Here is a 24,772-nt window from a genome sequence, read left to right on the forward strand (position 1 = left end):
CATGATGTCGGTCACGCGCCTGACGCTCTCGACGATCTCTTCCATGGTCCGGCCGGCCTCCGCCACCTGGCGGCTGCCCTCCTCGACCTTGCCGACCGAGTCGTCGATCAATTGCTTGATCTCCTTGGCCGCCGCGGCCGAGCGCTGCGCCAGGCTGCGAACCTCCGAGGCCACCACCGCGAAGCCGCGGCCCTGTTCGCCCGCACGCGCGGCTTCCACCGCCGCATTGAGCGCCAGGATGTTGGTCTGGAACGCGATGCCGTCGATCACGCCGATGATGTCCATCACCTTGCGCGACGACGTGTTGATCGAGCCCATGGTGTCCACCACCTGGCCCACCACGTCGCCGCCGCGCACCGCCACTTCCGATGCGGACACGGCCAGTTGGTTGGCCTGGCGCGCGTTGTCGGCGTTCTGCTTGACGGTGCTGGTCAGCTCTTCCATGGAAGCGGCGGTCTGCTCGAGCGAGCTGGCCTGCTCTTCGGTGCGCGACGACAGGTCCTGGTTGCCGCTGGCGATCTGGTTGGACGCGGTGGCGATGGTGTCGGTGCCAGAGCGCACCTCGCTCACCACCTTCGACAGGCTGTCATTCATCTCGCGCAGGGCATGCATGAGCTGGCTGGTCTCGTCCTGCCCCTGGACGTCGATGCGGGCCGACAGATCGCCGGACGCCACCTGCTGGGCCACGACGACCGCGTTGCGGATCGGGCTGGTGATCGAGCGGCTGATCAGCCAGCCGATCGCCGCGGCCAGCAACGCGGCCAGGGCGGACAGCAGCATCACCAGGTTGCGCGCCCGCGCGTAGCTGTGGGCGGACTCGGCCTGCACTGCGGCGGCACTGCGCGTCTCATGCTCGACCAGGTCGCGCACCGCATAGATGGCCGCGCGCAGCGCCGGCCGGAATTTGGTGAGCGAGAACTGCGTCGCCTGCTGGTTGAGGTCTTCCAGCGCGATCTTGATGAGTTCTTCGTTCAGCGCCAGGCAGGCGGCCATCGTCTGGTCGATCTTGGCCAGCAGCGCCCGGCCCTCGGGCGAGGCGACGAGGTTGCCCAGCTTCTCCCTTGCCTTGCGGAAGCTGTCCCTGGAGTCCTGGATGCGCTTGACGTAGTCCTGCATCTCCACGGGATCCGACAACAGGATCAGGTAGCCGTCGAGGATGGCCATGGTGCGGATGTCCGACGACATCTGGTTGGCATAGCCCACCTTGGCGTTGCTCTCTTCGACGATCTTGACGATGTTGGCCTGGATGTCGCTCATGGCGTGCAGCGAAAGGCAGGCCACGCCGACCAGCAACATCAGGACGAGACCGAAGGCGATGGCCAGGCGTGTCCGGATACGGGTTTTGGCAATGAATCTCATGAAATCTCCCTGATTTCGTCTTGTTGGCTTTTCGAACGATCTTCGGTGTGCCGGCTCTCAGGCCGTTGCTTCCACCAGACCCATTTCCTCGCTGGACATCAGGCGCTCGATGTCCACCAGGATGAGCATGCGCTCGCCCTGCGTGCCCAGCCCGACGAGGTAGTCGGTGTCCAGTGCCGCGCCCATCGCCGGGGCCGGGCGGATCTGCTCGGGTGCCAGGGTGATCACGTCGGAGACGCTGTCGACCACCATGCCGACCACGCGGCCGGCGATGTTGAGCACGATCACCACGGTGAACTGGTCATACGTGGGCGTGCCCAGCGACAGCTTGATGCGCATGTCGATGATCGGCACGATGATTCCGCGCAGGTTCACCACGCCCTTGATGAAGGGCGGTGCGTTGGCGATGCGCGTGACGGCTTCGTAGCCGCGCAGCTCCTGCACCTTCTGGATGTCGATGCCGTATTCCTCCTCGCCGAGCGTGAACGAGAGGAACTCCTGGCGTCCGTCCGCGCCGGGCGGCATGCCGGCGCGCGGTTGAATGGTGTCTGTGCTCGCGATCTGCATATGTCCTTCCTTCCCTGGTTGAGTTACTGCGGCCTGAAGACGCTGACTGCGCCGGCCAGGCCTTGGGCCTGCGCCTGGAGCGCATGGGTTGCCGCGCTGGTCTGCTCGACCAGCGCGGCGTTCTGCTGGGTGACCTGGTCCATCTGCGCGATGGCCTGGTTGATCTGGTCGATCCCCGCGCTCTGCTCCTGGCTGGCGGTGGTGATCTGGCTCATGATGTCGGTGACGCGCCGCACGCTGCCCACGATCTCGTTCATGGTGCGGCCGGCTTCGCCGACCAGCGCCGCGCCGGCGCCGACCTTGCCGACCGAGTCGTCGATCAGCCCCTTGATCTCCTTGGCGGCGGAGGCGGATCGCTGCGCCAGCTCGCGCACCTGGCTGGCGACGACGGCGAAGCCGCGCCCCTGATCGCCGGCGCGCGCGGCTTCCACCGCCGCGTTGAGCGCCAGGATGTTGGTCTGGAACGCGATGCCGTCGATCACGCCGATGATGTCGCCGATGCGCCGCGACGACGCCTCGATGGCCTTCATGGTGTCGACCATCTGCCCGACCACGCTTCCGCCGCGCAGCGCCACGTCCGACGCCGCGCCGGCCAGCGCGTCGGCCTGATGCGCGTTGTCGGCGTTCTGCCTGACCGTGCCGGTCAGCAGCTCCATGGATGCGGCCGTCTGCTCCAGCGAGCTGGCCTGCGCGCCGGTGCGCGATGACAGGTCCTGCGTGCCGCCGGCGATCTGCCCCGACGTCCCCAGCACGCCGTTGACGCCGATGCCCACGTCGGCCACCACGCCGCACAGGTTGGCGCTCATCTGGTTGAGCGCACGCAACAGGTCGCCCGTCTCGTCGCCGGCGCGCACCTGGAAGCGCGCGAGCTGGCCGCCCGCGATTCCGCGCGCCACCTGCAGGGCGCGGTCGAGCGGACGGAACACCGTGCGGTCGAGGAACAGGCCCAGGGCGGCCCATGCCAGCACGTTGATCGCCAGACCGGACAGCAGCAGCGGCGACAGGCCGGCCGCGCCGCCGGCGCGCGCCCACGCCACCGCGGCCAGTCCGAGGGTCAGCGCCACGGCGCCGCCCGTGACGGCGCGCACGCGCTGGCGCACCGGAATGCGCCGCACGGCGGCCAGCGGGTCGGCCCAGGCCGGACGCACGACTTCGCCCTGGCGCAGGCGGGCGCCGCCGGAGCGGCCTTCGCGCATGCGCCGGTACAGCGCCTCGGCATAGGCCGTTTCGGCCTGCTCCGGACGGCTGCGCACCGACATGTAGCCGACGCTGGCGCCGCCACGGCGGATCGGCGTCACGTTGGCCAGGACCCAGTAGAAGTCGCCGTTCTTGCGGCGGTTCTTCACCACGCCGGTCCAGGGCAGGCCCTGGCCGAGTGTCTGCCACATGTCTGCGAATGCCTGTTCCGGCATGTCGGGGTGGCGCACGATGTTGTGGGCCTTGCCCATCAGTTCCTCGCGTTCGAATCCGCTGGCCTCGACGAAGGCCGGGTTGACATAGGTGATCCGGCCCTTGAGGTCGGTGCGCGAGACGAGCGCCGCGTCCACGGGCAGCGGGTATTCCTTGTCGGTGATCGGTAGGTTGACTCGCATGTGTGTTGCGCGCTCTCTCGCGGGTCCTTCTCACGGGTTGCAGGCCGGCCCGATGCCGTGCCCTGAACCGTTATCGGCATCCCTAGGCGAAAGTTGAGGCCTCCTCGGCGGCGGCCTGCTCCTCCGCGCGTTCGAGGCGGAAAGTGCCCACCGCCTGCGACAGGCCGCCGGCCTGCTCCTGCAGCGAGGCGGCGGCCGCCGCGGCCTCTTCCACCAGCGCGGCGTTCTGTTGCGTGACCTGGTCCATCTGCGTGATGGCCTGGTTGATCTGCTCGATGCCCGAGGTCTGCTCCTGGCTGGCCGAGGCGATCTCGCCCATGATGTCGGTCACACGCTTGACGCTCTCGACGATCTCTTCCATGGTCCGCCCTGCGGTCGCGACCAGCTGGCTGCCGGCGTGCACCTTGCCGACCGAGTCGTCGATCAGCTGCTTGATCTCCTTGGCCGCCGAGGCCGAGCGCTGCGCCAGGCTGCGCACTTCCGAGGCCACCACCGCGAAGCCGCGGCCCTGTTCGCCGGCGCGGGCGGCTTCCACCGCCGCGTTGAGCGCCAGGATGTTGGTCTGGAACGCAATGCCGTCGATCACGCCGATGATGTCCATGATCTTGCGCGAGCTGGCGTTGATCGAGCCCATGGTGTCGACCACCTGCCCGACCACGCTGCCGCCGCGCACCGCCACTTCGGACGCCGAAGCCGCCAGCTGGTTGGCCTGGCGCGCGTTGTCGGCGTTCTGCTTGACGGTGCTCGTCAGCTGCTCCATCGAGGCGGCGGTCTGCTGCAGCGAGCTGGCCTGCTCTTCCGTGCGCGACGACAGGTCCTGGTTGCCCGAGGCGATCTCGCCCGATGCCAGCACGATCGCGTCGGCCGAGGCACGGATGCGGCCGACCATGTCGGTCAGCATGTCCTCCATGTCGCCCATGCCGCGCAGCAGGCGGCCGAAGTCGCCGCCGCGGTCGGTGGAGAACTCCTGGCTCAGGTCGCCTGCCGCCACGGTCTCGGCAATGAGCAGCGCCTCGTCGATCGGCTGCACGATGCTGCGCGTGAGCAGCCACGACAGCACGGCGCCCACGGCCAGCGCCAGCGCCGCGATCACCATCAGCTGCGTCCGCCCGGCCCGGTATTGCCCGTCGATCTCCGCCGCCGTGGCGTCGATGCGTGCGCGCAGGTGTTCCGACATCGCGCGGATGCTCGCGTCGTAGCTGTCGAGCGTGCCGATCAGCTTTTCCTTGCCCAGCCGCGCGGCTTCGTCGAGCTGCCCGTCGGCCTTGAGCTTGAGGATCTGGGTGCGCAGGCCGACGTATGCCGCACGCCTGGCCTTGATCTCTTCGAGCAGCGCCAGCTCCTGAGGCTCGCTGAGCATGCCTTCGAGCTTCTTCTGGGTTTCGCTGATGGCGGCGCTGGTGCGCGTCATCGCCTTCTGCAGGTAGTCCTGCACGTCCGGGTCGTTGCTCTTGAGCAGCGCGAACGTGCGGATGCTGTTGTTGCTGGTGTTGAGCAGCCAGGTCGCGGCAAGCCGCTCCTTCTCGAGTTCGAGCTGCGCCATGTCGTGCGTGGCCTCGCCCACGTGCTGCAGGCGCCATATGCCCACCGCGGCAATGGCCGCCACCAGGGCCAGGACCAGTGCGAACCCGGCACCCAGCCGGGTGCGGATCTTCCATTCCTTCATGCTTGTCTCCTGTGATCGCTGTATGCGTCGGCGTGTGGTGGCGCCTCAGGCGGCAAGCGTTTCGATCCGGACCAGTTCCTCGCCGGACATTAGCCGGTCGATGTCGACCAGGATCAGCATTCGGCCTTCGAGGACACCCAGGCCGATGAGGTAGTCGGTGTCGAGCACCGAGCCCATCTGCGGCGGCGGCTTGATCTGCTCGGCGGCGAGCGTGATCACGTCGGACACGCTGTCGACCACCATGCCCAGCACCCGGCCGGCGACGTTGAGCACCAGCACCACGGTGAACTGGTCGTAGGTGGGTTCGCCCAGGCCGAACTTGATGCGCATGTCGATGATCGGCACGATGGTTCCGCGCAGGTTGACGACACCCTTGATGTAGTCGGGCGCGTTGGCGATGCGGGTGACCGCGTCATAGCCGCGCAGTTCCTGCACCTTCTGGATGTCGATGCCGTATTCCTCGTCGCCGAGGGTGAAGCTGACCACCTCCAGCCGGCCCGCGCCGGACGTGGAGGTCGATGCCGCAGGCGCGGCGCGGGATCGCAAGGTCGCGATGTCTGACATGGGGAGGTTTCCTGGGAGGGTGGGAGGGAATGCGAGACGTTCAACCGAGCTGCCGCATGATCTGCACGAGCTTGCGGCCGTACTGCGGGTCGGTCGCGTAGCCGGCGCGTTGCAGGCCGTGCGCGGCCTCGGCCGCGTCGTCGGTGTCCAGCACGCCGGCGTAGCGCGGGTTGCGCGTGAGAAAGCGCGCGTAGTCGGTAAAGGCTTCTTCGTACGAGCCGTAGGCGCGGAACTTCGCGCGCACTCGCTGCGGCTCGCCGTCGACGTATTCGGTGGTCCAGACCTCGACGCTCGGCCCGCGCCAGCTCTTGTCGGCCTTGATGCCGAACAGGTTGTGGCTTTGCGTGCCGTCGTCGCCGCGGATCTCGCGCTTGCCCCAGCCCGACTCGAGGGCGGCCTGTGCCAGGATCAGCGGCGCCGGCACGCCGGTGGCGTTGCTCGCCGCCTCGGCCGAGGCGCCCATGCGCTGGACGAAGCGGTCGACGTGGTTCTGCAGCGATGCGGTGGCGGCCGACGACTCTTCGCGGTCGGCATTGGCCTGGTAGACGCTCAGGTCGACGCGGGCCATGCGCGACGGCGCAGCGCTGCGCGGCACGCCGGCCGACGGCGACGCCAGCGCGTCGCGCGCGGAGGGCACGTAGGCCGTGGCCGGTGCCGGATCGACGTCCATGTCAGTCGCGCCGGACGAAACCTGGCGCTGCAGCTGGACCAGCATCGCCTCGGCCAGGCCGACGCCGCGGCCCGACAGGTTCTGCGCCAGCTGCTGGTCGAGCATCGAGGTGTAGATGCGCTGGCTCTGGCTGTCGAACAGGCCGCTTTGCGGCACCGCCTCGCGCATGCTCTTGATGACCATGTTCATGAACATGGCCTCGAACTGGCGCGACACCTGGCGCAGCCCTTCCTGCGGAGAGGCGTGCACGGTGCGGCGCAGCGCGTCGACGCCCTGCACGTCGAGCGCGAAGCGCTGGTCCAGCGCGCCAGTGCGCGCGTCGGCGGCGGCCCGGGAGGAAAGCGTCGCGCTGGTCATGGGTTCGCGCCTGCTAGATGATCTCGAGCTCGGCGTGCAGCGCGCCGGCGGTCTTCATGGCCTGCAGGATGGACACCAGGTCCTGCGGATTGGCGCCCAGGCTGTTCAGGCCCTTGACCACGTCGGCCAGCGAGGCGCCGCCGCGCACCATCTGCAGCGCGCCGCCGCCCTGGTCGACGGAGATCTGCGAGGTCCGCGCCGCCACCGTGCGCCCGCCCGAGAAGGCCTCGGGCTGGCTCACCACGGGCTCGGTGTTGATGACCACCGACAGGTTGCCGTGCGCGACCGCGCAGTTCTCCACCCGCACCGCCTGGTTCATGACCACCGAGCCGGTGCGTGCGTTGATCACCACGCGCGCGGCCTCCTGCGTCGGCGTCATCTCCAGCGCCTCCAGGCGCGCGAGGAAGCCGACGCGCTCGTTGGGCGAGGCCGGCGCGAACACGCGCAGCGCGCGCGCGTCCACCGGCACGGCCGAGCCGGGGCCGAACTGGCGGTTGATGGCGTCCACCGCGCGTTGCACGTTGCCGAAGTCCGAGCGCTGCATCTCGACCATCACCGCGCCGTCCTGGGAGGCGAAGTCGGTGGCCACCGCGCGCTCGACCAGCGCGCCGGCCGGAATGCGCCCCGAGCTGAGCTGGTTGACCTGCACCTTGCTGCCGTTGGCCGAGGCGCCTGCGCCGCCGACCACCATGTTGCCCTGCGCGATCGCGTAGACCTGGCCGTCGGCGCCCTTGAGCGGCGTCATCAGCAGCGTGCCGCCGCGCAGGCTCTTGGCGTTGCCCATCGACGAGACGGTGACGTCGATCGTCTGCCCCGGCCGCGCGAACGCCGGCAGCGAGGCGGTGACCATCACGGCCGCCACGTTCTTGAGCTGCATCCGCACGCCTTCCGGGATCGTCACGCCCAGCTGCTGCAGCATGTTGCTCAGGCTCTGCGTGGTGAACGGCGTCTGCATGGTCTGGTCGCCGGTGCCGTCCAGCCCCACCATCAGCCCGTAGCCGATCAACTGGTTGTCCCGCACCCCCTGGATCGTCGCCAGCTCCTTGAGCCGCTCGGCATGCGCCGCCCGCGTGGACAGCGCAAACAGGCAGGCCGCGACAAGCATGGCCTGCACCAGCCACACCCACCACCCACCAAACCGCCGCCCGATGCGCAGCGAGCGATGAACCCCACGCCCGGAGCGCAGCAGGCGCGAGTGCAACGAGCCGTTCGGGAAATGCCGCGGAACCGGCTTTGCCGGGCCGCAGGCATTGCCCCCTGCAAGGGGGTCGGCGAAGCGCGCGACAGCGCGCGAAGACTGGGGGTTCATATCAATATGGCATGACGTTGAGGAAGAACCGCTGCAGCCATCCCATCTGCTGCGACTCGTCGATGTAGCCCTTGGCGGTGTATTCGATGCGCGCGTCGGCCACCTGGGTCGACAGCACCGTGTTGTTGCCGGTGACGGTGCGCGGGTTGACCACGCCCGAGAAGCGGATGAACTCGGTGCCCTGGTTGATGCCCATCTGCTTCTCGCCGCTGACCAGCAGGTTGCCGTTGGGCAGCACGTCGGTCACGGTCACCGTGATCACGCCGTTGAAGTTGTTGGCCGCGCTGGCGCCGCCCTTGGCGTTGAGTGCGCTGCTGCCCGAGAGCTTGGCGTCCTGGTCCTTGAGCAGCCCGCCGAGCACCTTGGGCACCAGCTCGAACGCCGCGCCGGTGCTGGAGGTGCGGGTCGCGTTGGCGCCGGAGTTCTTGCTGGCGTTGATCTTCTCGCTGATGACGATGGTCAGGATGTCGCCGACGCTGCGCGGCCGCCGGTCCTCGAACAAGGCGATGCCCTGCCCGCCCCCGACGAAGATGGAACCGTTCGTCAGCCGCGACGCCGGCGGCGCATACGGATCGGCCCGCGCCGTCATCGGCTGGTGCACCAGCGGCTCCTTCGGCACCAGCGCGCAGCCGCCCAGCACCCCCGCCACCGCCAGTACCCCCACCCGCCTCAAGCCAAAGGCGAGCGCCAGCGAAGCCCCTTCGCGAACACCATGGAACCGGCTTTGCCGGGCCATTGGTGTTGCCCCCGGCGAGGGGGTTGGCGAAGCGACACGAAGTGCGCGGAGACTGGGGGTGTGCAACCAGCCCTTGGGGGAGGTCATAGCTGCGCCAGCCGCTGCAGCATCTGGTCCGAGGTCTGCACCGCCTTGCTGTTGATCTCGTAGGCGCGCTGCGTGGTGATCATGTTCACCAGCTCCTCGACCACGTTGACGTTGGACGCCTCGGTGTAGCCCTGGCTCACGATGCCGGCGCCATCCACCCCGGGGTTGACCAGGTTCGGCGGGCCGGAGGAGTCGGTCTCGGTGTAGAGGTTCTCGCCCTGGCTCTGCAGGCCGGCGGGGTTGAGGAAGGTCGCCAGCTGCAGCTGGCCGACCTGGATGGTCGCGGTGCTGCCGGCCTGGGTCACCGAGACGATGCCGTCGCGGCCGATGGTCAGGCTGGTGGTGTTCTGCGGGATGGTGATGGCCGGCTCGATCAGGAAGCCGCTGGCGGTCACCAGCTGGCCCTCGCTGTCGGTCTGGAAGGAGCCGTCGCGCGTGTACGAGGTGGTGCCGTCGGGCATCTGCACCTGGAAGAAGCCCGCGCCGTTGATGGCGACGTCCTTCGGGTTGTCGGTCTTGGTCATGTTGCCCTGCGCGTGCATGCGCTCGGTGGCCACGACGCGCACGCCGGTGCCGACCTGCAGCCCCGAGGGCAGGCGCGTCTGGTCGGAGGTCTGGCCGCCGACCTGGCGCAGGTTCTGGTACATGAGGTCCTCGAACACGGCACGGCTTTTCTTGAAGCCGGTGGTGCCGACGTTGGCGAGGTTGTTGGCCACCACGTCCAGCTGCGTCTGCTGCGCTTCGAGGCCGGTCTTGGCGACATAAAGGGAACGGATCATTGCAAGGCTCCTGATGAGGAATGGCTGGGCCGCGCGGCTCAGCCGTAGGCAAGCAGCCGGTTGGCGGCCTGCGCGTCTTCGTTGGCGGTCTGGATCGACTTCATCTGCATCTCGAAGCTGCGTCCGCTGGCGATCATTGCGACCATGGCCTCGACCGAATTGACGTTGCTGCCCTCGATGACGCCGGCAGCGACGGTGACCGCGGGATCGGCCTCGGCCGGCGGCAGGCCGTCGCGCATGCGGAACAGGCCGTCGTCTCCGCGCACCAGGTCGCGCGTGTCGGGGTTGACGAGCTTGAGCCGGCCGACCTCGCCCACGCCGGTGGCCGGATCGCCGGGGCCGCGCGCGGCGATGGTGCCGTCGGATGCGACCGTGACGGTGGAGCCGGGCGGTATCACCAGCCCACCGGCATCGCCCACCACCGGGCGGCCGCCCATCGTCGTGACCTGCCCGTCGGGGCCGACCTGCAGGTTGCCCACGCGGGTGTAGGCCTCGCCGCCGTCGGGCGTGCGCACGACCAGCCAGCCGTCGCCGTTGACCGCCACGTCGAGCTCGCGCCCGGTGTCGGTCAGCGGGCCGTGCGAGAAATCCGCGCCCGGCGTGGTGGCCACGACGAAGGCGCGGGTGGTGGGCTCGTCGCCGACCACCGGCACCGCCCGGAAGGCGTCGATCTGGGCCCGGAAGCCCGGGGTCGAGGCGTTCGCCATGTTGTTGGCGACCGAGGCCTGCTGCTCCATGGCCTGCTTGGCGCCGCTCATGGCGACGTACAGCATGCGGTCCATTGCGCTCTCCTGGGGTGTGTTGTCGGAATGACGGCCTGGGGAATCCGCGTCAGCGGATGTTCATCAGCGTCTGCATGACCTGGTCCTGCGTCTTCACGGTCTGCGCGTTGGCCTGGTAGTTGCGCTGCGCGACGATCAGGTTGACCAGTTCGGACGTGAGGTCGACGTTGGAAGACTCCAGCGCGCCGGAAGCGAGCGAGCCGAGCTTGGTGCCCTCGCCCGGCGTGCCGGTCAGGGCCGCGCCCGAGGCCTGGGTTTCGGCCCACATGTTGTCGCCCTTGGGCTCGAGCCCGTTCGGGTTGGCGAACGACGACAGCACCACCTGGCCCAGCAGGCGCGTCTGCTCGTTGGAGAATTTGCCGGTGACGGTGCCGTCGGGGTTGATCGAGAACGAGGTCAGCTCGCCGGAGGCGTAGCCGTCCTGGCTGAGCTTGCTCATGCCGTTGGCCGAGCCGAACTGCGTGGTGCCGCTCATGTCGACGGTGATGTCGGCCGGCGCCGAGCCGTTGCCGAAGTTCATGTTCGGCAGCGTGATCGCGCCGTTGGCCGGTGCGGTGAGGTTGCCGTTGGCGTCGAAGGTCAGGCCCGACAGGCTGGCGCCGGCGGCCAGCGGCGTGCCGTCGGCGGTGCCGTACACGTCCCAGGCGTTGTCGGCCGTCTTGACGAAGTACACGACCATGTCGTGCGGGTTGCCCAGCGAGTCGTACACCGGGCCGACGGCGTTGGAGTAGCTGTACGTGTCCGAATCGGCCGCGTCGAACGGGGTCTTGGTCGGGACGGTGCTGCGCGCGTCGAGGTTGAACTCGGTGTCGATCGCGGTGGTCGCGTTCGGCTGCATGGAGCCGGTCTGGATCTGGATCGCCTCGGGCGTGCCGCCGTTGATGCCACCGCTGGCGTTCACGCCGTAGCCGGTCAGGCGCAGGCCGGAACTGTTGACGATGTAGCCGTCCTTGTCCTTGGTGAACTGGCCGTTGCGCGAGTACATGACTTCGCCGCTGGCGCTGGCCAGGCGGAAGAAGCCGTCGCCGTTGAGGATGGCCACGTCGAGCGGGCGGCTGCTGGTCTGCGTCACGCCCTGGGTGAAGTTCTGCACCACGCCCGAGACCGAGGCACCCAGGCCGATGCGCGAGCCGGCGTAGATGTCCTGGAAGGTGGCGGTGGACGACTTGAAGCCCACGGTGCCGGAGTTGGCGATGTTGTTGCCGATGACGTCGAGATTGGAGGCGGCCACGTTGAGGCCGCTGATGCCTTGCGAAAAGCTCATGGGGATTCCTTGCTGGAGATGCTTGGGGGAGGGAGACCGCTCACAGGTACATGCGCACGTCGGACAGGCTGATGCTCTGGCCCGACACCAGCTCGAGCGTCACGCCGCTGTCGCCCTGCTTGACCGCCGCCACCTGGGCGAAGGTCAGCGAGGTGGCCTGCACCGGCGCGCTGCCGTTGGTGGCCGCGACGGTGAAGCTGTAGGCACCGGCCGGCACGGCCTGGCCGAGCTCGTCCTTGCCGTCCCAGGTGACGGCATTGATGCCTTCGCCGAGCGTTCCGGCGTCGATGGTGCGCACCGTCTTGCCGCTGGCGTCGACGATCTTGACCTGCACGTCCGATGCCGTGCCCGGCAGTTGCACCGCGAAGGCCTGCACGGCAGGGTCCTCGCCATCGGCGGGGGTCTGCGTGGTGATCGTGTTGCCGGGCGACAGCACGTTGTAGCCAATGAGCGATGCAGCCTGCAGCACCTGGTTCGAGCCGGTCTGGTTGACCAGGCCCGACAGCGTGCTGTTGAGCTTCTCGATGCCGCTGACGGTGCTCATCTGCGCCAGCTGCGACGTCAGCTCCGCGTTCTCCATCGGGTTGAGCGGATCCTGGTTGTTCAGCTGGGTCACCAGCAGGGTCAGGAAGCGCTGCTCGTTGTCGCTGCTCGAGACGCTGGTGGCGCTGGCGGCGGCGGACGCGGCGTTGGCGCCGGAGATGGAAGAGGTATCGGCGATGGCCATGGGATTGTTGTGTTGGGGCTGCTTACTGGCCGACCGTCAGCGTCTTGAGCATCAGCGTCTTGGCGGTGTTGAGCACCTCGACGTTGGCCTGGTAGCTGCGCGAGGCGGAGATCATGTTGGTCATCTCCTCGACCACGTTGACGTTGGGCATGGCGACGTAGCCGTCGGCGTCGGCCAGCGGGTTCTTGGGGTCGTACTGCATGCGCGGCGGCGACGGGTCGTCGATGACGCGCGCGACCTGCACGCCGCCGATGTCCTGCTGCGCCGACGGGTCGAGCTCGAACACCACCTGCTTGGCGCGGTAGGGCTGGCCGTCCGGGCCGGCGACGCTGTCGGCATTGGCCAGGTTGCTGGCGGTGACGTTCATGCGCTGCGACTGGGCCGTCATGGCCGAGCCGGCGACGTTGAAGATGTTCATCGCGGGACTGGAGATGGGCATGGCTGGCTTCCCGTCCTGCTTATTGCTGCACCGCCGACAGCAGCGTCTTGATCTTGGCGCCGATGACGGTGAGATTGGATTCGTAGCGCAGCGCGTTGTCCGCGAAGTTGACGCGCTCGACGTTCATGTCGACCGTATTGCCGTCGATGCTCGACTGGGTCGGCACGCGGTAGAGCAGGTCTTCGTCGGGCAGCGCACCGGCCTCGCCGCCGAGATGGCGCGCCGAGGTCGTGGCCATGGACAGCGATTGCGCGCCGCGGCCCTCCTCGACGACGCGGCTGAGCGTGCTGCTGAAGTCGAAGTCGCGCGCCTTGTAGTTGGGCGTGTCGGCGTTGGCGATGTTGGCGGCCAGCACCTCCTGGCGCCGGGCCCTGAGGTTGAGCGCCTCGCTGTTGAAGCGAAGCGCGGCGTCCAGCTTGTCGATCATGTTTCCATCCTTCGTGCGATGCCGGCGCTCCATACGCGGAGGACGCAGGCCGAACCAGATGGAAAGCAAGTCTATGCACGGGCGTCCCGGGCAATGGATCGAACAAAGGCGGTTTTGGGCTGCACTTCACCCCTTCGCCGAGGCGGGCGCGTTCCTAGAATTCCGGCCAAGGCGAGAGCAATGAACACCATGGAACTACTGAGCAACTGGACCTTTGCGCGCGCACTGCGCGAATCGGTGCCCGCATGGCTGGCCGGCGTGGCGATGGCCTTTGCCATGCCGGGCTCCGCCGCGCCCCTGCCGGACGCCGCGCACCAGGCGATCGAGCGGCTGGTGCGGACGCAGACGGCCGGCCTGCCGGGCGAAGCCAGCGTGACCTTCCGGGCCGGCCCGGCGCTGCCCGACTGCGACGCCGACTACGAAGCCTTCCTGCCCACCGGCAGCGCCCCCTGGGGCCGGGTGTCCATCGGACTGCGCTGCCGCAGCAGCCAGGACCCGTGGACGCGCTACGTGGCTGCCCGCGTGACGGTCCGGGGCCGCTATTTCGTCGCCGCGCGGGCGATTGCGCCAGGCGAGCCGTTCCGGCCCGGCGACTGGGTCGAGCGCACCGGTGACCTGAGCATGCTGCCGCGCTCGGTGGTCACCGACGAATCCGTCCTGCAGGGCGTGACCAGTTCGCAGCGCATCGCCGCCGGAGCGCCGCTGCGCAAGGACCTGTTGCGTGGCACGGTGGTGATCCAGCAGGGCCAGACGGTGCAGGTGGTGGCCCAGGGATCGGGCTTCACCATCAGCACCGAAGGCAAGGCCATGACCCGGGCCGAAGCCGGCGCCACGGTCCAGGCCCGCACCCGCGACGGCCGGCTGGTGACCGGCCTGGCCGACGAGGAAGGCCGTATCCAATTGGCGCAGTAGCGGGTTTTCCCGCTTCTGCGCCACCGTGGCCTAAAGTTTCGAATCCGTGCGCCGATATAGAAGGCAGCCCCACTGAGGAAACATCGTGAAGATCGACCCATCCGCGCCTTCGGCCACGTCGCCCGCCCGTCCCGCCAAACCTGGCGCTGCCGCCGCGACCGCTGCCAACGCCGCTGGAAGCACCAAGGACAGCACCGTGCAGCTCTCGGCCCAGGTTCATGCCATGCCCGGCCCGCCGGACGGCGAATTCGACGCCGCCCGCGTCGCGGCCATCCGCGAGGATATTCGCGCCGGCCGCTACCAGGTCGACCCGGAACGCATCGCCAGCGGCCTGCTCGACAGCGTGCGCAGCCTGCTCGGCCCGGAGAAGCCCGAATGAATGCCGCCTTCCTGGCCTGCCTGCAGGCGCAACTGGGCTGCATGGAGACGCTGCGCGAGCTCTTGGCCCGGGAGCAGGAGGCCATGGCCCAGAGCCGCTTCACCCAGTTGATGGACATCGGCGCGCGCAAGGAAGAACTGCTCGAGCGCCTGTCCGGACTGGACAGCCGGCGCGAGGCCGCGCAGCAGGCAGCCGGCTTCGAGCCCGGCCGCGCCGGCGCCGAAGCGGCGGCGATCGCCGGCGGCGACGTCACCCGCAAGGCGTGGTCCGACCTGCTGGCGCTCGCGGCCCGTGCCCGCGACGAGAACATGCGCAACGGCGCCACGGTCTGGGCGCACCTCGAATTCACCCAGCGGGCGCTGAATTTCCTGCAGTCGAGCGCACAGATGTTCTACGGCCCCGATGGCGCCCGGCGTTCCACCTCGGTCGGTGGCGGCACCCGCCTGGCGGCCGGCTGAGCGACGACGCCGCATGAACATCGCAATCCCTGCCGCGTCGCGGCCGCGCCAGACGCGCGCCGCGCCCCGCTTTTCCCTGACCGAGAGGCCCGCGCTGCTGGGCGGGCTGCTCGAGCGCCGCACCGAGCTGGCCGACGAGATCCGGCGCACGCAGGCGGCGCTGCGCAAGATGCACGAGGCGCTGCGCAGCCTGGACCACCTGATCCTGCTGGAAGACCCCTCGGCCGAACTGCCGCAGATCGCGGCCGCGCAGCTGCCGGACCGCCCCAAGATGCTCTCCACGCTCGCGCGTGGCGACGTCAGCCAGCTCAGCCTGGAGACGGTGCGCAAGGCCGGCGGCGCGGTGCTGACCTCGCGCGAGGTGACCGCCCAGGTGGTGCGGCTGCGCCAGCTGACGTTCCCGACGCGGCGCGAGGAGAGCGACTTCGCCTCCAGCGTCACGATGGCGCTGACGCGCCACGCGCGCCGCGGCCTCATCGAGAAGGTCGCCGCCGGCCAGCACCGGGAGGGGCATTGGCGTGCCCTGCCCGAAGGCGTCCTCCCGTCCCCGGGACCGGAAGGCCGCGGCCAGGCGGCCTGACGCCAACCGCCGCCTACGGCGTGCAGTGCGCGCGGAAGAACTCCAGCAGCCGATCCGGACAGACCTGCCGGATGGTGGCCCGGCCGCTGCGCCCGCGCTCGCCGGCATTGGCCTTGAGCAGGGCGTAGAGGCGGCGATCGTCGTCGTAGTACCGCGTCTCGCGAAACAGCGGCGCCGCCGTGACGCCCCATTCGCGCCGCAGCACCATCGTGTTGCCGTCGCACATCTCGTAGGGCACGCGGCGCGAAGGATCGTCGCCGACCGACTCGAACCGGTCCACGCCCAGGTCCTCGCCGGCGGGCGACAGGATGCGGCGCAGGCAGGTGGCCCACTGGCGCCCGTGCGCCGCCGCCAGCAGCGACTCGGCATGCTCGGGCGCCCAGGTGACGTCGTCGTCGGCGAAGGTCACCCAGGGCGTGGCGGCCGCCATCAGCCCGACCGCGCGCAGCGCCGAACCGGGCGCATGGCCCTGGACGCCGAAGCCGGCACCCAGCGCCAGGCTGAGGCGGCCCGGCCCCTGGTAGCCCGCCCAGGGCTTTGCGTCCGGCGCCCGGCGGTCGTCCCACAGCAGGATATGGAAGATGCGCGAGGCGCCCAGCGTCTGGGCGTCGATCGATGCGATCAGCGCGTCCAGGCCGGGCCGGCCGATGGTCGGCGTGATGACCGTGAGCAGGCGATCGCCCGGGTCCGGCCACATGGCACTCAGCCAGCTGCTTGCGGCGCGCGCCAGCTGTACCAGGCGTGGATCATCCCGGTCTGCGCGAACTGGACCGGCAGCTCGAACCCGCTCGCCGCGATGAGCGCCGCCACCTCGGCCGGCGGCAGGATGGCCACGTCGCGCGCGTAGGCGGCACGCATGCGCTCGACTGCCTCGGGCGTGACTTCGGCGCTGCTCATCAGCCGGAACCAGACCTCGAGCAGGCTGCGGAACTCGGGCGAACGGGTGTCGCCAGCCAGGTCCGAGCTCAGCAGCAGCCCCCCGGGGCGCAACCGCGCGCCGATGGCGCGGAAATACGCGCAGCGCTCCTCGCGCTGCAGCAGGAACTGGGAGACGAGCAGCGAGGTGGCCGCATCGAACGGGCCGCAGGAGGTGGGCAGCGAATCCACGTAGCCTCCGTGGAACTCGCAGCGGTCCGCGATCCCTTGCGCCTCGGCCTGGCGGCGGCAGACCTGCAGCATGCCGGCGGACGGCTCCACCGCCATGAAGCGCCAGCCCGGAAAGCGCCGGGCCAGGTCGATCATCTCGGCGCCGGTGCCCGCGCCGACGCACAGCACGCGCGAATCCTCGGGCAGTTGCGCGAACACCGCACTCGCCAGCAGGTGCACCGCCTCGCGCAGGGGCGCGAGCCTGGCCCATTGGCCGTCATATGACTCGGCCTGCTGGTCGAAGGTCCGTTCGAGCTCCTCGCGCTGCATGGCCGCTCAGCCGGCGCGCTTGTTGCGGATCGCCTTGGACGCGCGCGAATTCGGCTCGCGCCCGAGCGCTTCGCTGATGTAGACGCCCGCGTCGATCAGGCGGTCGAGGTCGATGCCGGTCTCGATGCCCATGCCGTGCAGCATGTAGACCACGTCCTCGGTCGCAACGTTGCCGGTGGCGCCCTTGGCATACGGGCAGCCGCCGAGGCCGGCGACGGAGGTGTCGTACTGCCACACGCCCATCTCCAGGCTGGCCAGCGTGTTCGCCAGCGCCTGGCCGTAGGTGTCGTGGAAGTGGCCCGAGACCTCGTCCACGCCGAAGTGCGCCAGCGTGGCCTCGATCGCGCGGCGCACCTTCACCGGCGTGCCCACGCCGATGGTGTCGGCCACGCCGACGTGCTGCACGCCGATGTCCTTCATCATGCCCGCCAGCATGCCCACGCGCTCGGGCGCAACCTCGCCCTCGTACGGGCAGCCCACCGTGCAGGACATGGCGCCGCGCACGAAGATGCCCTGCGCACGCGCCGCCTCCGCCACCGGGCGGAAGCGCTCGATGCTCTCGGCGATGGAGCAGTTGATGTTGCGCTGGCTGAACGCCTCGCTGGCGGCGCCGAAGACGACGATCTCGTCGGGCCAGGTCTCGCGCGGGCCGGCCACCGCCGCCTCGAAGCCCTTCATGTTGGGCGTGAGCACCGAGTAGCGCACGCCCTTCTTGCGCCGTATGCCGGCCATCACCTGCGCGTTGTCGCCCATCTGCGGCACCCACTTGGGGCTGACGTAGCTGGTGGCCTCGATCTCGGTCAGGCCGGCGTCCTGCAGGCGCTCGATGAGGCCGAGCTTGACTTCGGTGGGCACCGGCTACTTTTCGTTCTGCAGGCCGTCACGCGGGCCGACGTCGACCATCTTCACGCGGGTGGGGTACTTCATGGGGGCTCTCTGGTTGGCTCGTGTCCGTGGTTCAGTATCCGCGAACCGGATCGACCACGCCGGCAATGCGCTCTCCGCGGCCCAGCGCGCGGATCTTGCCGGCGATCTGGGCCACGGTCTCGTCGCGCAGGGTGCGCGCGGACGCATGGGGCGTGACGGTGATGCGCGGGTGGGCCCAGAAGGGATGGTCTTCGGGCAGCGGCTCGACCTGGAACACGTCCAGGGTCGCGCCGGCCAGGTGACCGCTGTCGAGCAGCGGGATCAGCTCGTCCTCCACCAGATGGCCGCCGCGCGCCACGTTGATGACGTAGCCGCCGGGGCGCAGCTGCGACAGCGTCTTGTGGCACAGGATGCCGCGCGTGTCCGGGGTCAGCGGCAGCAGGCACACGAGCACGCGGCTGGCGGCCAGGAACTGGCCCAGGCCGTCGTCGCCAGCGAAGCAGCGCACGCCGTCGATGTCCTTGGGCGTGCGGCTCCAGCCGTTGACCGGGAACTCGAAGTGCTGCACCGCCCGCGCCACGCGCTGGCCCAGCACGCCCAGGCCCATGATGCCCACCGGGAAGTCGGTGCGCAGCAGCGGCCGGCGGAAGGCCCACTCGCGCTCGCCGGCGGCGGCCTGGTAGGCATCCAGCTCGCGAAAGTGGCGGATGAGGGCATGGCACACGTATTCGGCCATCTGCACGGCCATGCCGCCGTCGTCGATGCGCACCAGCGCCGCCTGCGGCGGCATGCGCAGCCGCGTCAGCGCGTCGACGCCGGCGCCGATGTTGAACACGGCCTTGAGGCCCGGCTGCTCGTCCAGGAACTGCTGCGGCGGCACCCAGACCACGCCGAAGTCGGCCTGCGGCGCGCCGGGCGCCCAGGCGTCGACCTGCGCGTCGGGCAAGGCTTCGCGCAGCGCCTTGACCCAGGGTTCGGGACGGTTGTCGGTGAGGCAGACGGTGATCTTCATGCCGGCAAGCTTAACGGCGCCGCGCGCGCCGGCGCGGCTCAGGCCGCCAGGCGCAGCAGCTCCGCGCCCTCGGCCACCTGGTCGCCCGGCGCGTACAGCAGTTCCTCGACCTTGCCGTCGGCCGGCGCGGCGATGGTGTGCTCCATCTTCATGGCCTCCATCACGGCCAGCGGCTGGCCGCGCGTGACCGTGTCGCCCGCCTTGACGGCGAAGGACACCACCTTGCCCGGCATCGGCGCCGTCAGCCGGCCGCCCTCGGCCTGGGTGTCGCCGGCGTGGGCCAGGCGATCGATCGTGGCGATGCGGGTGGCGCCCTGGGCGCCGAAGACATGCGCGATGCCGCCGTGCGTGTCGATCCGCAGCGTGTGCCGCCGGCCGTTGAAGGCCACCTCGGTCTCGCCGTCGGGCAGGCGGCCGATCTGCAGCGGGCCGGCCGCGCCGCCGACCTCGAGTTCGAGCGCACCGCCGGGCAGGTAGCGCAACTCGGCCGCATGGGTCTGGCCGCCGAACTCGAAGCTGAAGGGCCGCACCGCGGCACCGGCCACGCGCCAGCCGTCGCGCCGGTCGAACGGATCGGGGCCGGCCGCCTCGGCCTCGCCCAGCAGCGTGTCGGCCACGGCCGCCGCGGCGGCCAGCGGCAGGCCCAGCGGCTCCTGGTCGAACAGCACGGCGCGCTCGCGCTCGATCAGCGCGGTGTCGAGCCTGGCCTGCGAGAACGATTCGGTGTGCAGCACCCGGCGCAGGAACTGCACATTGGTCGCCAGGCCGACGATGTGCGTCTGTGCCAGCGCGGCGTCGAGCCGTGCCAGCGCCTCGGCGCGGGTAGCGCCGTGCACGATCAACTTGGCGATCATCGAGTCGTAGAAGGGCGAGATCTCGCCGCCCTCGCGCACGCCGTCGTCGATGCGCACGCGGCTGCGCTGGAAGCTGGTGTGCTGCGGCGGCTTGCGGTAGACGTGCAGGGTGCCGGTGGCGGGCAGGAAGCCGTTGTCCGGGTTCTCGGCGCAGATGCGCGCCTCGATCGCATGGCCGTGGATGCGCAGTTCGTCCTGCGCCAGCGGCAGCGGCTCGCCGGCGGCCACCCGCAGCTGCCACTCGACGAGGTCCAGCCCGGTGATGGCCTCGGTGACCGGGTGCTCGACCTGCAGGCGCGTGTTCATCTCCATGAAGTAGAACTTCATGGCCTCGGGCTGGTCGTAGCCGCCGGTCTGCTCGACGATGAATTCGACCGTGCCCGCGCCGACGTAGTTGACCGCGCGGGCGGCGTTGACGGCGGCCTCGCCCATCTGGCGGCGCATGGCCTCGGTCATGCCGGGCGCGGGTGCTTCCTCCAGCACCTTCTGGTGGCGCCGCTGCACCGAGCAGTCGCGCTCGAACAGGTAGACGCAGTTGCCCTGGGTGTCGCCGAACACCTGGATCTCGATGTGGCGCGGGCGCTGCACGTATTTCTCGATCAGCACCGCGTCGCTGCCGAAGCTGTTGATCGCCTCGCGCTGGCACGAGGCGAGCGCGGCGGCGAAATCTTCCGAACGCTCGACGATGCGCATGCCCTTGCCGCCGCCGCCGGCACTGGCCTTGATCAGCGCCGGGTAGCCGATGCGGTCGGCCTCGCGCTGGAGCAGGTCCGGGCCCTGCTCGGCGCCATGGTAGCCGGGCACCAGCGGCACGCCGGCCTTCTCCATCAGGCGCTTGGATTCGGCCTTCAGGCCCATGGCGAGGATGGCCTCGGCCGGCGGGCCGATGAACACCAGGCCTGCCTTGGCGCAGGCCTTGGCGAAGTCTTCGTTCTCGCTGAGGAAGCCGTAGCCGGGGTGGATGGCCTCGGCGCCGGTGGCCTGGGCCGCCTCGATGATCTTCTCCCAGCGCAGGTAGCTGTCCCGCGGCGCGCTGCCGCCCAGGTGGACCGCCTCGTCGCAGGCCCGCACGTGGTTGGCGTGGGCATCGGCGTCGGAATACACCGCCACGGTCTGGATGGCCATGCGGCGCGCAGTGGCGGCAACCCGGCAGGCGATCTCACCGCGGTTGGCGATCAGTATCTTCCTAAACATGCTTGGTCTCCGCGGTGAGTTCGCCTGCGCCCGCTGCGCGGGCCATGCACTTTGCCTTCGGCGCTGCGCCGCTGCGCGGCAGGTCACCGCGGTTGGCGATCAGTATCTTCTTGAACATGTCATCAATCTCCGTTCGGAGTCTTTCGGGTGAAGGCAGGGCTCACGCCCGGATCGGGGCGGCCGCTGAAGATGCGCGCCACGCGCGAGAACAGCGCGCGCAAGAAGCGCCAGCTCTTGTGGATGAGCCAGATGCTCAGGACGATCAGCGCCAGCAGCACGACGCCGAAAACGAGCGGGTGGGCCAGCGCGAGCCACAGGCCGGCCGGCACGGCGCTGTCCTCGACCAGCGAGGCACCGACGTTGCTGAAGGGCTCGGGCGAGGTGTTGATGGCCGCGCGCGTAGTGGCCTTGGCCGCATGCGAGGTGGCGGCCAGGCTGCCGCCGACCAGCGCCGCCGCCACGGCCATGGCGGCATGGTCGGCGCCGAACACGCCGGCCGCGAGCGCGGCGCCGGCGGGCACCCGGATCACCGTGTGCACCATGTCCCACAACGAATCCAGCCCGGGGATCTTGTCGGCGAAGAACTCGACGAAGAGCATGAAGCCGCTGGCCACCAGGACCACGGGATGCGCCAGCAGCTGCAGGCCCTGCGGCAACGGGACCCAGCCGAGGTAGCCGGCCAGGCCGGCGAGGAACACCACCAGGTACAGCCGCACGCCGCTGGCCCAGCCGAGGGCACCGGCCAGGGCCAGGAGCTGCGGCATGCTGAGCGCGTCGAGCGTGTTCATGGTGGTGACGTGTCCTGGCGCGGGCTACTTGCCAGCGCCCTGCACCCAGGAAGGCTTGCGCTTCTCGAGGAAGGCGCGAAGGCCTTCCCTGCCTTCGTCGCTGGCACGCAAGCGCGCGATGCGCTCCACTGTGTCCTGCGACAGCGCCTCGGTGATCGGCTGGCCGGCCATGTCGCGCCACAGGCGCTTGCTTTCCTGCACCGCGACCGGGCCGGCGGCAGCGATGCTGCGCAGCACCTCGTCGACTTTGGTGTCGAGCGCATCCGGCGCCACGATCTCGTGCACGAAGCCGATGCGGTGCGCCTCGGCCGCGCCGAAGCGCTCTGCCGTGAGGAAGTAGCGCTGCGCCGCGCGCGCGCCCATGGCACGGATGACATAGGGGCTGATGGTCGCGGGGATCAGGCCGATCTTCACTTCGGACAGGCAGAAGTTCGCCGTGTCGGCGGCGATGGCGACATCGCACACCGCCACCAGGCCCATGCCGCCGGCGTAGACGTCGCCGTGGATGCGCGCGATCACCGGCAGGCGGCTGCGTTCCAGCGTGCGCAGCATGCGCGGCAGGCCGGCGGCGTCCTCGAGGTTCTGCTCGTGGGTGTAGCCGGCGGCCTTCTTCATCCAGTTTAGGTTGGCGCCGGCGCAGAAGGCCGGGCCGCGCCCGCCCAGCACGACGGCGCGCACGCCGGGCGCCGCCTCGGCCTGGACGAAGGCCTCGCCCAGTTCGCGGATGAAGACGTCGTCGATGGCATTGCGCATTTCCGGCCTGTCGAGCCAGATGCGCGCCACCGCACCGTCGATGGCCAGTTCAAGGGTGGTGAATTCGCTGTTGCTGCTCATGTCGCGCCGCGCGCCTCCTGCTGTAGCTGATAGACCCAGTCCAGTTCGGGGCCGGGAAAGCCCATCGACGTGAGTGCGGCAGACAACTGGCCGCGGTGGTGGGTCGCATGGTTGAAGACATGGCCGAGCGCGGGCGCGAAGGGAATGCGCACCGTCTCGCCGTTGTTGCGGGTGTAGCTGAGGTCGCCCGCCAGCCGCTCGGCGTCGGCGCCGGCCAGCCAGCGCGGCCAGCGCTGCACGGCCTGGCGCAGCGCGGCCACCAGGGGATCGCGCTCGTGATAGAGCTCGGTGTCGAGCGCCATGCGCGGCGAGACGCCCTGCGCGAAGCGGGCATGCCAGATGTTGTCGGTCACCAGCAGGTGGTTCACCGTGCGATGCACCGAGCCGAAGTACAGGCCGCAGTCGCGGTGCCACTGCTCGTCGCCCAGGTGCGCCAGGCTCTTGCCGAGCAGCAGCTCGGTGGCCCACGCGTGATAGCGGGCCAGGCGGATGAAATAGTCGATCAGCTGCATGCTGCCTGCACTCCTTCGAGGGCTACATCCGGAACACGCCGAACCGCGGCTCCGGCACCGGCGCGTTGCGGGCGGCGGCCAGGCCCAGCGCCAGCACGCGGCGGGTGTCGGCCGGATCGATGATGCCGTCGTCCCACAGGCGGGCGGTGGCGTAGTAGGGATGGCCCTGCCGCTCGTACTGGTCGCGGATGGGCTTCTTGAACGCCTCTTCCTCGTCCGCGCCCCACTGTCCGCCCCTGGCCTCGATGCCGTCGCGCTTGACCGTGGCCAGCACGCTGGCGGCCTGCTCGCCGCCCATCACGCTGATGCGCGCGTTGGGCCACATCCACAGGAAGCGCGGCGAGTACGCGCGGCCGCACATGCCGTAGTTGCCGGCCCCGAAGCTGCCGCCGATGATGATGGTGAACTTGGGCACGCTGGCGGTGGCCACGGCGGTGACCATCTTGGCGCCATGGCGGGCGATGCCCTCGTTCTCGTACTTGCGTCCCACCATGAAGCCGGTGATGTTCTGCAGGAACACCAGCGGGATCTTGCGCTGGCAACACAGCTCGATGAAGTGCGCGCCCTTCTGCGCGCTCTCGGAGAACAGGATGCCGTTGTTGGCCACGATGCCTACCGGCATGCCCTCGACGGCGGCGAAGCCGCACACCAGCGTGGTGCCGAAGCGCGCCTTGAACTCGTGGAATTCGCTGCCGTCCACGATGCGGGCGATGATCTCGCGCACGTCGAACGGCTTGCGCGTGTCGGTGGGAATCACGCCGTAGAGCTCGGCGGCGTCGAACGCCGGCGGCCGCGGCGGCAGGTCGGCCGGCGCGGCCTCCGCTCGCGCGGCATTCAGATTGCCCACGGCCTCGCGCGCCAGCGCCAGCGCGTGCAGGTCGTTCTGCGCCAGGTGGTCGGCCACGCCGGACAGGCGCGTGTGCACGTCGCCGCCGCCCAGATCCTCGGCCGACACCACCTCGCCGGTGGCCGCCTTCACCAGCGGCGGGCCGCCCAGGAAGATGGTGCCCTGCTTCTGCACGATGATCGACTCGTCGCTCATGGCCGGCACGTAGGCGCCGCCGGCCGTGCACGAGCCCATCACCACCGCGATCTGGGCGATGCCCTGGGCGCTCATGTTGGCTTGGTTGTAGAAGATGCGGCCGAAGTGGTCCCGATCGGGAAACACCTCGTCCTGGTTCGGCAGGTTGGCGCCGCCGGAATCGACCAGGTAGATGCACGGCAGGCGGTTCTGCTGCGCGATCTCCTGCGCGCGCAGGTGCTTCTTGACGGTCATGGGGTAGTAGGTGCCGCCTTTGACCGTGGCGTCGTTGCACACGATCATGCAGTGAACGCCCTTGACGCGGCCGATGCCGGCGATGAGGCCGGCGCCCGGCGCGTCGCCGTTGTACATGCCGTATGCGGCCAGCGGCGACAACTCCAGGAACGGCGTGCCCGGGTCCAGCAGTTGCGCCACGCGGTCGCGCGGCAGCAGCTTGCCGCGGGCCGTGTGCTTGGCGCGCGCGGCCTCGCCGCCGCCGGCCTCGACGCCGGCGAACTGGGCGCGCAGGTCGTCGATCAGCGCGCGCATGGCAGCCGCGTTGGCCTGGAAGGACTCCGAACGGGGGTTGAGTTGGGAGACGAGTTTGCTCATGAATGCCT

The 24,772-nt window shown here is 69.7% G+C and carries 27 protein-coding genes and 1 pseudogene; 4 read left to right on the plus strand and 24 right to left on the minus strand.

The genetic code is table 11. The annotated features are described in order from the left end of the window. The 14 genes from VES41_RS19870 to flgB all read right to left on the minus strand — a co-directional run. The coding region (locus tag VES41_RS19870; protein WP_324820612.1) for a methyl-accepting chemotaxis protein at positions 1 to 1,359 on the minus strand (1,359 nt) is incomplete at its 3' end. A gap of 57 nt (positions 1,360 to 1,416) precedes the next feature. Continuing rightward, complete coding sequence (locus tag VES41_RS19875) at positions 1,417 to 1,884, minus strand: chemotaxis protein CheW (RefSeq protein ID WP_324820753.1); 468 nt, start codon at positions 1,882 to 1,884, stop codon at positions 1,417 to 1,419. 65 nt (positions 1,885 to 1,949) lie between these two features. Beyond that, complete coding sequence (locus tag VES41_RS19880) at positions 1,950 to 3,518, minus strand: methyl-accepting chemotaxis protein (protein WP_324820613.1); 1,569 nt, start codon at positions 3,516 to 3,518, stop codon at positions 1,950 to 1,952. Between the two features lie 82 nt (positions 3,519 to 3,600). Continuing rightward, positions 3,601 to 5,184 carry a methyl-accepting chemotaxis protein gene (locus VES41_RS19885; protein ID WP_324820615.1) on the minus strand — a complete coding sequence of 528 codons (1,584 nt, stop codon included), beginning with the start codon at positions 5,182 to 5,184 and terminating at the stop codon, positions 3,601 to 3,603. 45 nt (positions 5,185 to 5,229) lie between these two features. Next, a complete protein-coding gene (locus VES41_RS19890) occupies positions 5,230 to 5,748 on the minus strand; it encodes a chemotaxis protein CheW (protein WP_324820618.1) in 519 nt (172 codons plus the stop codon). A gap of 40 nt (positions 5,749 to 5,788) precedes the next feature. Further along, complete coding sequence (gene flgJ / locus VES41_RS19895) at positions 5,789 to 6,775, minus strand: flagellar assembly peptidoglycan hydrolase FlgJ (RefSeq protein ID WP_324820620.1); 987 nt, start codon at positions 6,773 to 6,775, stop codon at positions 5,789 to 5,791. Between the two features lie 13 nt (positions 6,776 to 6,788). Then, entirely contained in the window at positions 6,789 to 7,880 is a 1,092-nt protein-coding gene (locus VES41_RS19900; RefSeq protein ID WP_324820755.1) for a flagellar basal body P-ring protein FlgI, read from the minus strand. Positions 7,881 to 8,085: 205 nt separating this feature from the next. Next, positions 8,086 to 8,820, minus strand: coding sequence for a flagellar basal body L-ring protein FlgH (locus tag VES41_RS19905; RefSeq protein WP_324820621.1), 735 nt, complete (start codon positions 8,818 to 8,820; stop codon positions 8,086 to 8,088). Positions 8,821 to 8,903: 83 nt separating this feature from the next. Continuing rightward, complete coding sequence (flgG, locus tag VES41_RS19910; RefSeq protein ID WP_324820623.1) at positions 8,904 to 9,686, minus strand: flagellar basal-body rod protein FlgG; 783 nt, start codon at positions 9,684 to 9,686, stop codon at positions 8,904 to 8,906. A 38-nt stretch (positions 9,687 to 9,724) separates the two neighbouring features. Continuing rightward, a complete protein-coding gene (locus tag VES41_RS19915; RefSeq protein WP_324820625.1) occupies positions 9,725 to 10,468 on the minus strand; it encodes a flagellar basal body rod protein FlgF in 744 nt (247 codons plus the stop codon). A 49-nt stretch (positions 10,469 to 10,517) separates the two neighbouring features. Then, positions 10,518 to 11,732 carry a flagellar hook protein FlgE gene (flgE, locus tag VES41_RS19920; protein ID WP_324820627.1) on the minus strand — a complete coding sequence of 405 codons (1,215 nt, stop codon included), beginning with the start codon at positions 11,730 to 11,732 and terminating at the stop codon, positions 10,518 to 10,520. A gap of 40 nt (positions 11,733 to 11,772) precedes the next feature. Continuing rightward, positions 11,773 to 12,459, minus strand: coding sequence for a flagellar hook assembly protein FlgD (locus tag VES41_RS19925; RefSeq protein WP_324820629.1), 687 nt, complete (start codon positions 12,457 to 12,459; stop codon positions 11,773 to 11,775). A gap of 22 nt (positions 12,460 to 12,481) precedes the next feature. Further along, entirely contained in the window at positions 12,482 to 12,898 is a 417-nt protein-coding gene (gene flgC, locus VES41_RS19930) for a flagellar basal body rod protein FlgC (protein WP_324820631.1), read from the minus strand. Positions 12,899 to 12,917: 19 nt separating this feature from the next. Beyond that, on the minus strand, positions 12,918 to 13,325 hold the full coding sequence (gene flgB / locus VES41_RS19935) for a flagellar basal body rod protein FlgB (protein WP_324820633.1): 408 nt from the start codon (positions 13,323 to 13,325) through the stop codon (positions 12,918 to 12,920). A gap of 180 nt (positions 13,326 to 13,505) precedes the next feature. Between flgB and flgA the strand changes: the two genes are divergently transcribed. The 4 genes from flgA to VES41_RS19955 all read left to right on the plus strand — a co-directional run bounded on the left by flgA (position 13,506) and on the right by VES41_RS19955 (position 15,654). Then, positions 13,506 to 14,237, plus strand: a complete 732-nt coding sequence (gene flgA, locus VES41_RS19940; protein ID WP_324820635.1) for a flagellar basal body P-ring formation chaperone FlgA — start codon at positions 13,506 to 13,508, stop codon at positions 14,235 to 14,237. A gap of 85 nt (positions 14,238 to 14,322) precedes the next feature. Beyond that, on the plus strand, positions 14,323 to 14,616 hold the full coding sequence (gene flgM / locus VES41_RS19945; protein ID WP_324820637.1) for a flagellar biosynthesis anti-sigma factor FlgM: 294 nt from the start codon (positions 14,323 to 14,325) through the stop codon (positions 14,614 to 14,616). After that, entirely contained in the window at positions 14,613 to 15,074 is a 462-nt protein-coding gene (locus tag VES41_RS19950) for a flagellar protein FlgN (RefSeq protein ID WP_324820639.1), read from the plus strand. Before flgM ends, VES41_RS19950 begins: the two co-directional genes overlap by 4 nt. A 13-nt stretch (positions 15,075 to 15,087) precedes the next feature. Further along, the gene (locus VES41_RS19955) at positions 15,088 to 15,654 is read left to right on the plus strand and encodes a hypothetical protein (protein WP_324820641.1); all 567 of its coding nucleotides are present in this window, start codon (positions 15,088 to 15,090) and stop codon (positions 15,652 to 15,654) included. Positions 15,655 to 15,667: 13 nt separating this feature from the next. On the opposite strand, the gene VES41_RS19960 is transcribed toward VES41_RS19955, so the two are convergent. From VES41_RS19960 to VES41_RS20005, 10 genes and pseudogenes are all read right to left on the minus strand, one after another. After that, positions 15,668 to 16,351, minus strand: a complete 684-nt coding sequence (locus tag VES41_RS19960) for a glycosyltransferase family A protein (RefSeq protein WP_324820643.1) — start codon at positions 16,349 to 16,351, stop codon at positions 15,668 to 15,670. A 5-nt stretch (positions 16,352 to 16,356) separates the two neighbouring features. Then, complete coding sequence (locus tag VES41_RS19965; protein WP_324820645.1) at positions 16,357 to 17,070, minus strand: class I SAM-dependent methyltransferase; 714 nt, start codon at positions 17,068 to 17,070, stop codon at positions 16,357 to 16,359. 6 nt (positions 17,071 to 17,076) lie between these two features. Then, a pseudogene (locus VES41_RS19970) lies at positions 17,077 to 17,997 on the minus strand (hydroxymethylglutaryl-CoA lyase). 31 nt (positions 17,998 to 18,028) lie between these two features. Continuing rightward, a complete protein-coding gene (locus tag VES41_RS19975; protein ID WP_324820647.1) occupies positions 18,029 to 18,949 on the minus strand; it encodes a glyoxylate/hydroxypyruvate reductase A in 921 nt (306 codons plus the stop codon). Positions 18,950 to 18,987: 38 nt separating this feature from the next. Continuing rightward, positions 18,988 to 20,997: an acetyl/propionyl/methylcrotonyl-CoA carboxylase subunit alpha gene (locus VES41_RS19980; RefSeq protein ID WP_324820649.1), complete on the minus strand. Its 2,010-nt coding sequence runs from the start codon at positions 20,995 to 20,997 to the stop codon at positions 18,988 to 18,990. After that, positions 20,990 to 21,115, minus strand: a complete 126-nt coding sequence (locus VES41_RS19985; RefSeq protein ID WP_324820651.1) for a hypothetical protein — start codon at positions 21,113 to 21,115, stop codon at positions 20,990 to 20,992. Before VES41_RS19985 ends, VES41_RS19980 begins: the two co-directional genes overlap by 8 nt. A gap of 4 nt (positions 21,116 to 21,119) precedes the next feature. Then, the gene (locus VES41_RS19990) at positions 21,120 to 21,785 is read right to left on the minus strand and encodes a DUF4126 domain-containing protein (RefSeq protein WP_324820653.1); all 666 of its coding nucleotides are present in this window, start codon (positions 21,783 to 21,785) and stop codon (positions 21,120 to 21,122) included. 24 nt (positions 21,786 to 21,809) lie between these two features. Next, positions 21,810 to 22,619 carry an enoyl-CoA hydratase/isomerase family protein gene (locus VES41_RS19995; protein WP_324820655.1) on the minus strand — a complete coding sequence of 270 codons (810 nt, stop codon included), beginning with the start codon at positions 22,617 to 22,619 and terminating at the stop codon, positions 21,810 to 21,812. Beyond that, positions 22,616 to 23,131, minus strand: a complete 516-nt coding sequence (locus tag VES41_RS20000) for a DinB family protein (RefSeq protein WP_324820657.1) — start codon at positions 23,129 to 23,131, stop codon at positions 22,616 to 22,618. The genes VES41_RS19995 and VES41_RS20000 overlap by 4 nt, the downstream gene beginning before the upstream one ends. A 22-nt stretch (positions 23,132 to 23,153) precedes the next feature. After that, a complete protein-coding gene (locus VES41_RS20005; protein ID WP_324820659.1) occupies positions 23,154 to 24,764 on the minus strand; it encodes a carboxyl transferase domain-containing protein in 1,611 nt (536 codons plus the stop codon). Between the last annotated feature and the right edge of the window lie 8 nt (positions 24,765 to 24,772).

The sequence above is a fragment of the Variovorax sp. genome (assembly GCF_035634955.1).
In the GTDB taxonomy this organism is placed as follows: domain Bacteria; phylum Pseudomonadota; class Gammaproteobacteria; order Burkholderiales; family Burkholderiaceae_C; genus Variovorax.

What these genes read in the sequence shown, in the direction of transcription:
- VES41_RS19875 (WP_324820753.1), bottom strand. Translation starts at nt 1,884, where the DNA reads ATGCCGCCCGGCGCGGACGGACGCCAGGAGTTCCTCTCGTTCACGCTC.
- VES41_RS19880 (WP_324820613.1), bottom strand. Translation starts at nt 3,518, where the DNA reads ATGCGAGTCAACCTACCGATCACCGACAAGGAATACCCGCTGCCCGTG.
- VES41_RS19885 (WP_324820615.1), bottom strand. Translation starts at nt 5,184, where the DNA reads ATGAAGGAATGGAAGATCCGCACCCGGCTGGGTGCCGGGTTCGCACTG.
- VES41_RS19890 (WP_324820618.1), bottom strand. Translation starts at nt 5,748, where the DNA reads ATGTCAGACATCGCGACCTTGCGATCCCGCGCCGCGCCTGCGGCATCG.
- flgJ (WP_324820620.1), bottom strand. Translation starts at nt 6,775, where the DNA reads ATGACCAGCGCGACGCTTTCCTCCCGGGCCGCCGCCGACGCGCGCACT.
- VES41_RS19900 (WP_324820755.1), bottom strand. Translation starts at nt 7,880, where the DNA reads ATGCTTGTCGCGGCCTGCCTGTTTGCGCTGTCCACGCGGGCGGCGCAT.
- VES41_RS19905 (WP_324820621.1), bottom strand. Translation starts at nt 8,820, where the DNA reads ATGGCCCGGCAAAGCCGGTTCCATGGTGTTCGCGAAGGGGCTTCGCTG.
- flgG (WP_324820623.1), bottom strand. Translation starts at nt 9,686, where the DNA reads ATGATCCGTTCCCTTTATGTCGCCAAGACCGGCCTCGAAGCGCAGCAG.
- VES41_RS19915 (WP_324820625.1), bottom strand. Translation starts at nt 10,468, where the DNA reads ATGGACCGCATGCTGTACGTCGCCATGAGCGGCGCCAAGCAGGCCATG.
- flgE (WP_324820627.1), bottom strand. Translation starts at nt 11,732, where the DNA reads ATGAGCTTTTCGCAAGGCATCAGCGGCCTCAACGTGGCCGCCTCCAAT.
- VES41_RS19925 (WP_324820629.1), bottom strand. Translation starts at nt 12,459, where the DNA reads ATGGCCATCGCCGATACCTCTTCCATCTCCGGCGCCAACGCCGCGTCC.
- flgC (WP_324820631.1), bottom strand. Translation starts at nt 12,898, where the DNA reads ATGCCCATCTCCAGTCCCGCGATGAACATCTTCAACGTCGCCGGCTCG.
- flgB (WP_324820633.1), bottom strand. Translation starts at nt 13,325, where the DNA reads ATGATCGACAAGCTGGACGCCGCGCTTCGCTTCAACAGCGAGGCGCTC.
- flgA (WP_324820635.1), top strand. Translation starts at nt 13,506, where the DNA reads ATGAACACCATGGAACTACTGAGCAACTGGACCTTTGCGCGCGCACTG.
- VES41_RS19950 (WP_324820639.1), top strand. Translation starts at nt 14,613, where the DNA reads ATGAATGCCGCCTTCCTGGCCTGCCTGCAGGCGCAACTGGGCTGCATG.
- VES41_RS19955 (WP_324820641.1), top strand. Translation starts at nt 15,088, where the DNA reads ATGAACATCGCAATCCCTGCCGCGTCGCGGCCGCGCCAGACGCGCGCC.
- VES41_RS19960 (WP_324820643.1), bottom strand. Translation starts at nt 16,351, where the DNA reads ATGTGGCCGGACCCGGGCGATCGCCTGCTCACGGTCATCACGCCGACC.
- VES41_RS19965 (WP_324820645.1), bottom strand. Translation starts at nt 17,070, where the DNA reads ATGCAGCGCGAGGAGCTCGAACGGACCTTCGACCAGCAGGCCGAGTCA.
- VES41_RS19975 (WP_324820647.1), bottom strand. Translation starts at nt 18,949, where the DNA reads ATGAAGATCACCGTCTGCCTCACCGACAACCGTCCCGAACCCTGGGTC.
- VES41_RS19980 (WP_324820649.1), bottom strand. Translation starts at nt 20,997, where the DNA reads ATGTTTAGGAAGATACTGATCGCCAACCGCGGTGAGATCGCCTGCCGG.
- VES41_RS19985 (WP_324820651.1), bottom strand. Translation starts at nt 21,115, where the DNA reads ATGTTCAAGAAGATACTGATCGCCAACCGCGGTGACCTGCCGCGCAGC.
- VES41_RS19990 (WP_324820653.1), bottom strand. Translation starts at nt 21,785, where the DNA reads ATGAACACGCTCGACGCGCTCAGCATGCCGCAGCTCCTGGCCCTGGCC.
- VES41_RS19995 (WP_324820655.1), bottom strand. Translation starts at nt 22,619, where the DNA reads ATGAGCAGCAACAGCGAATTCACCACCCTTGAACTGGCCATCGACGGT.
- VES41_RS20000 (WP_324820657.1), bottom strand. Translation starts at nt 23,131, where the DNA reads ATGCAGCTGATCGACTATTTCATCCGCCTGGCCCGCTATCACGCGTGG.
- VES41_RS20005 (WP_324820659.1), bottom strand. Translation starts at nt 24,764, where the DNA reads ATGAGCAAACTCGTCTCCCAACTCAACCCCCGTTCGGAGTCCTTCCAG.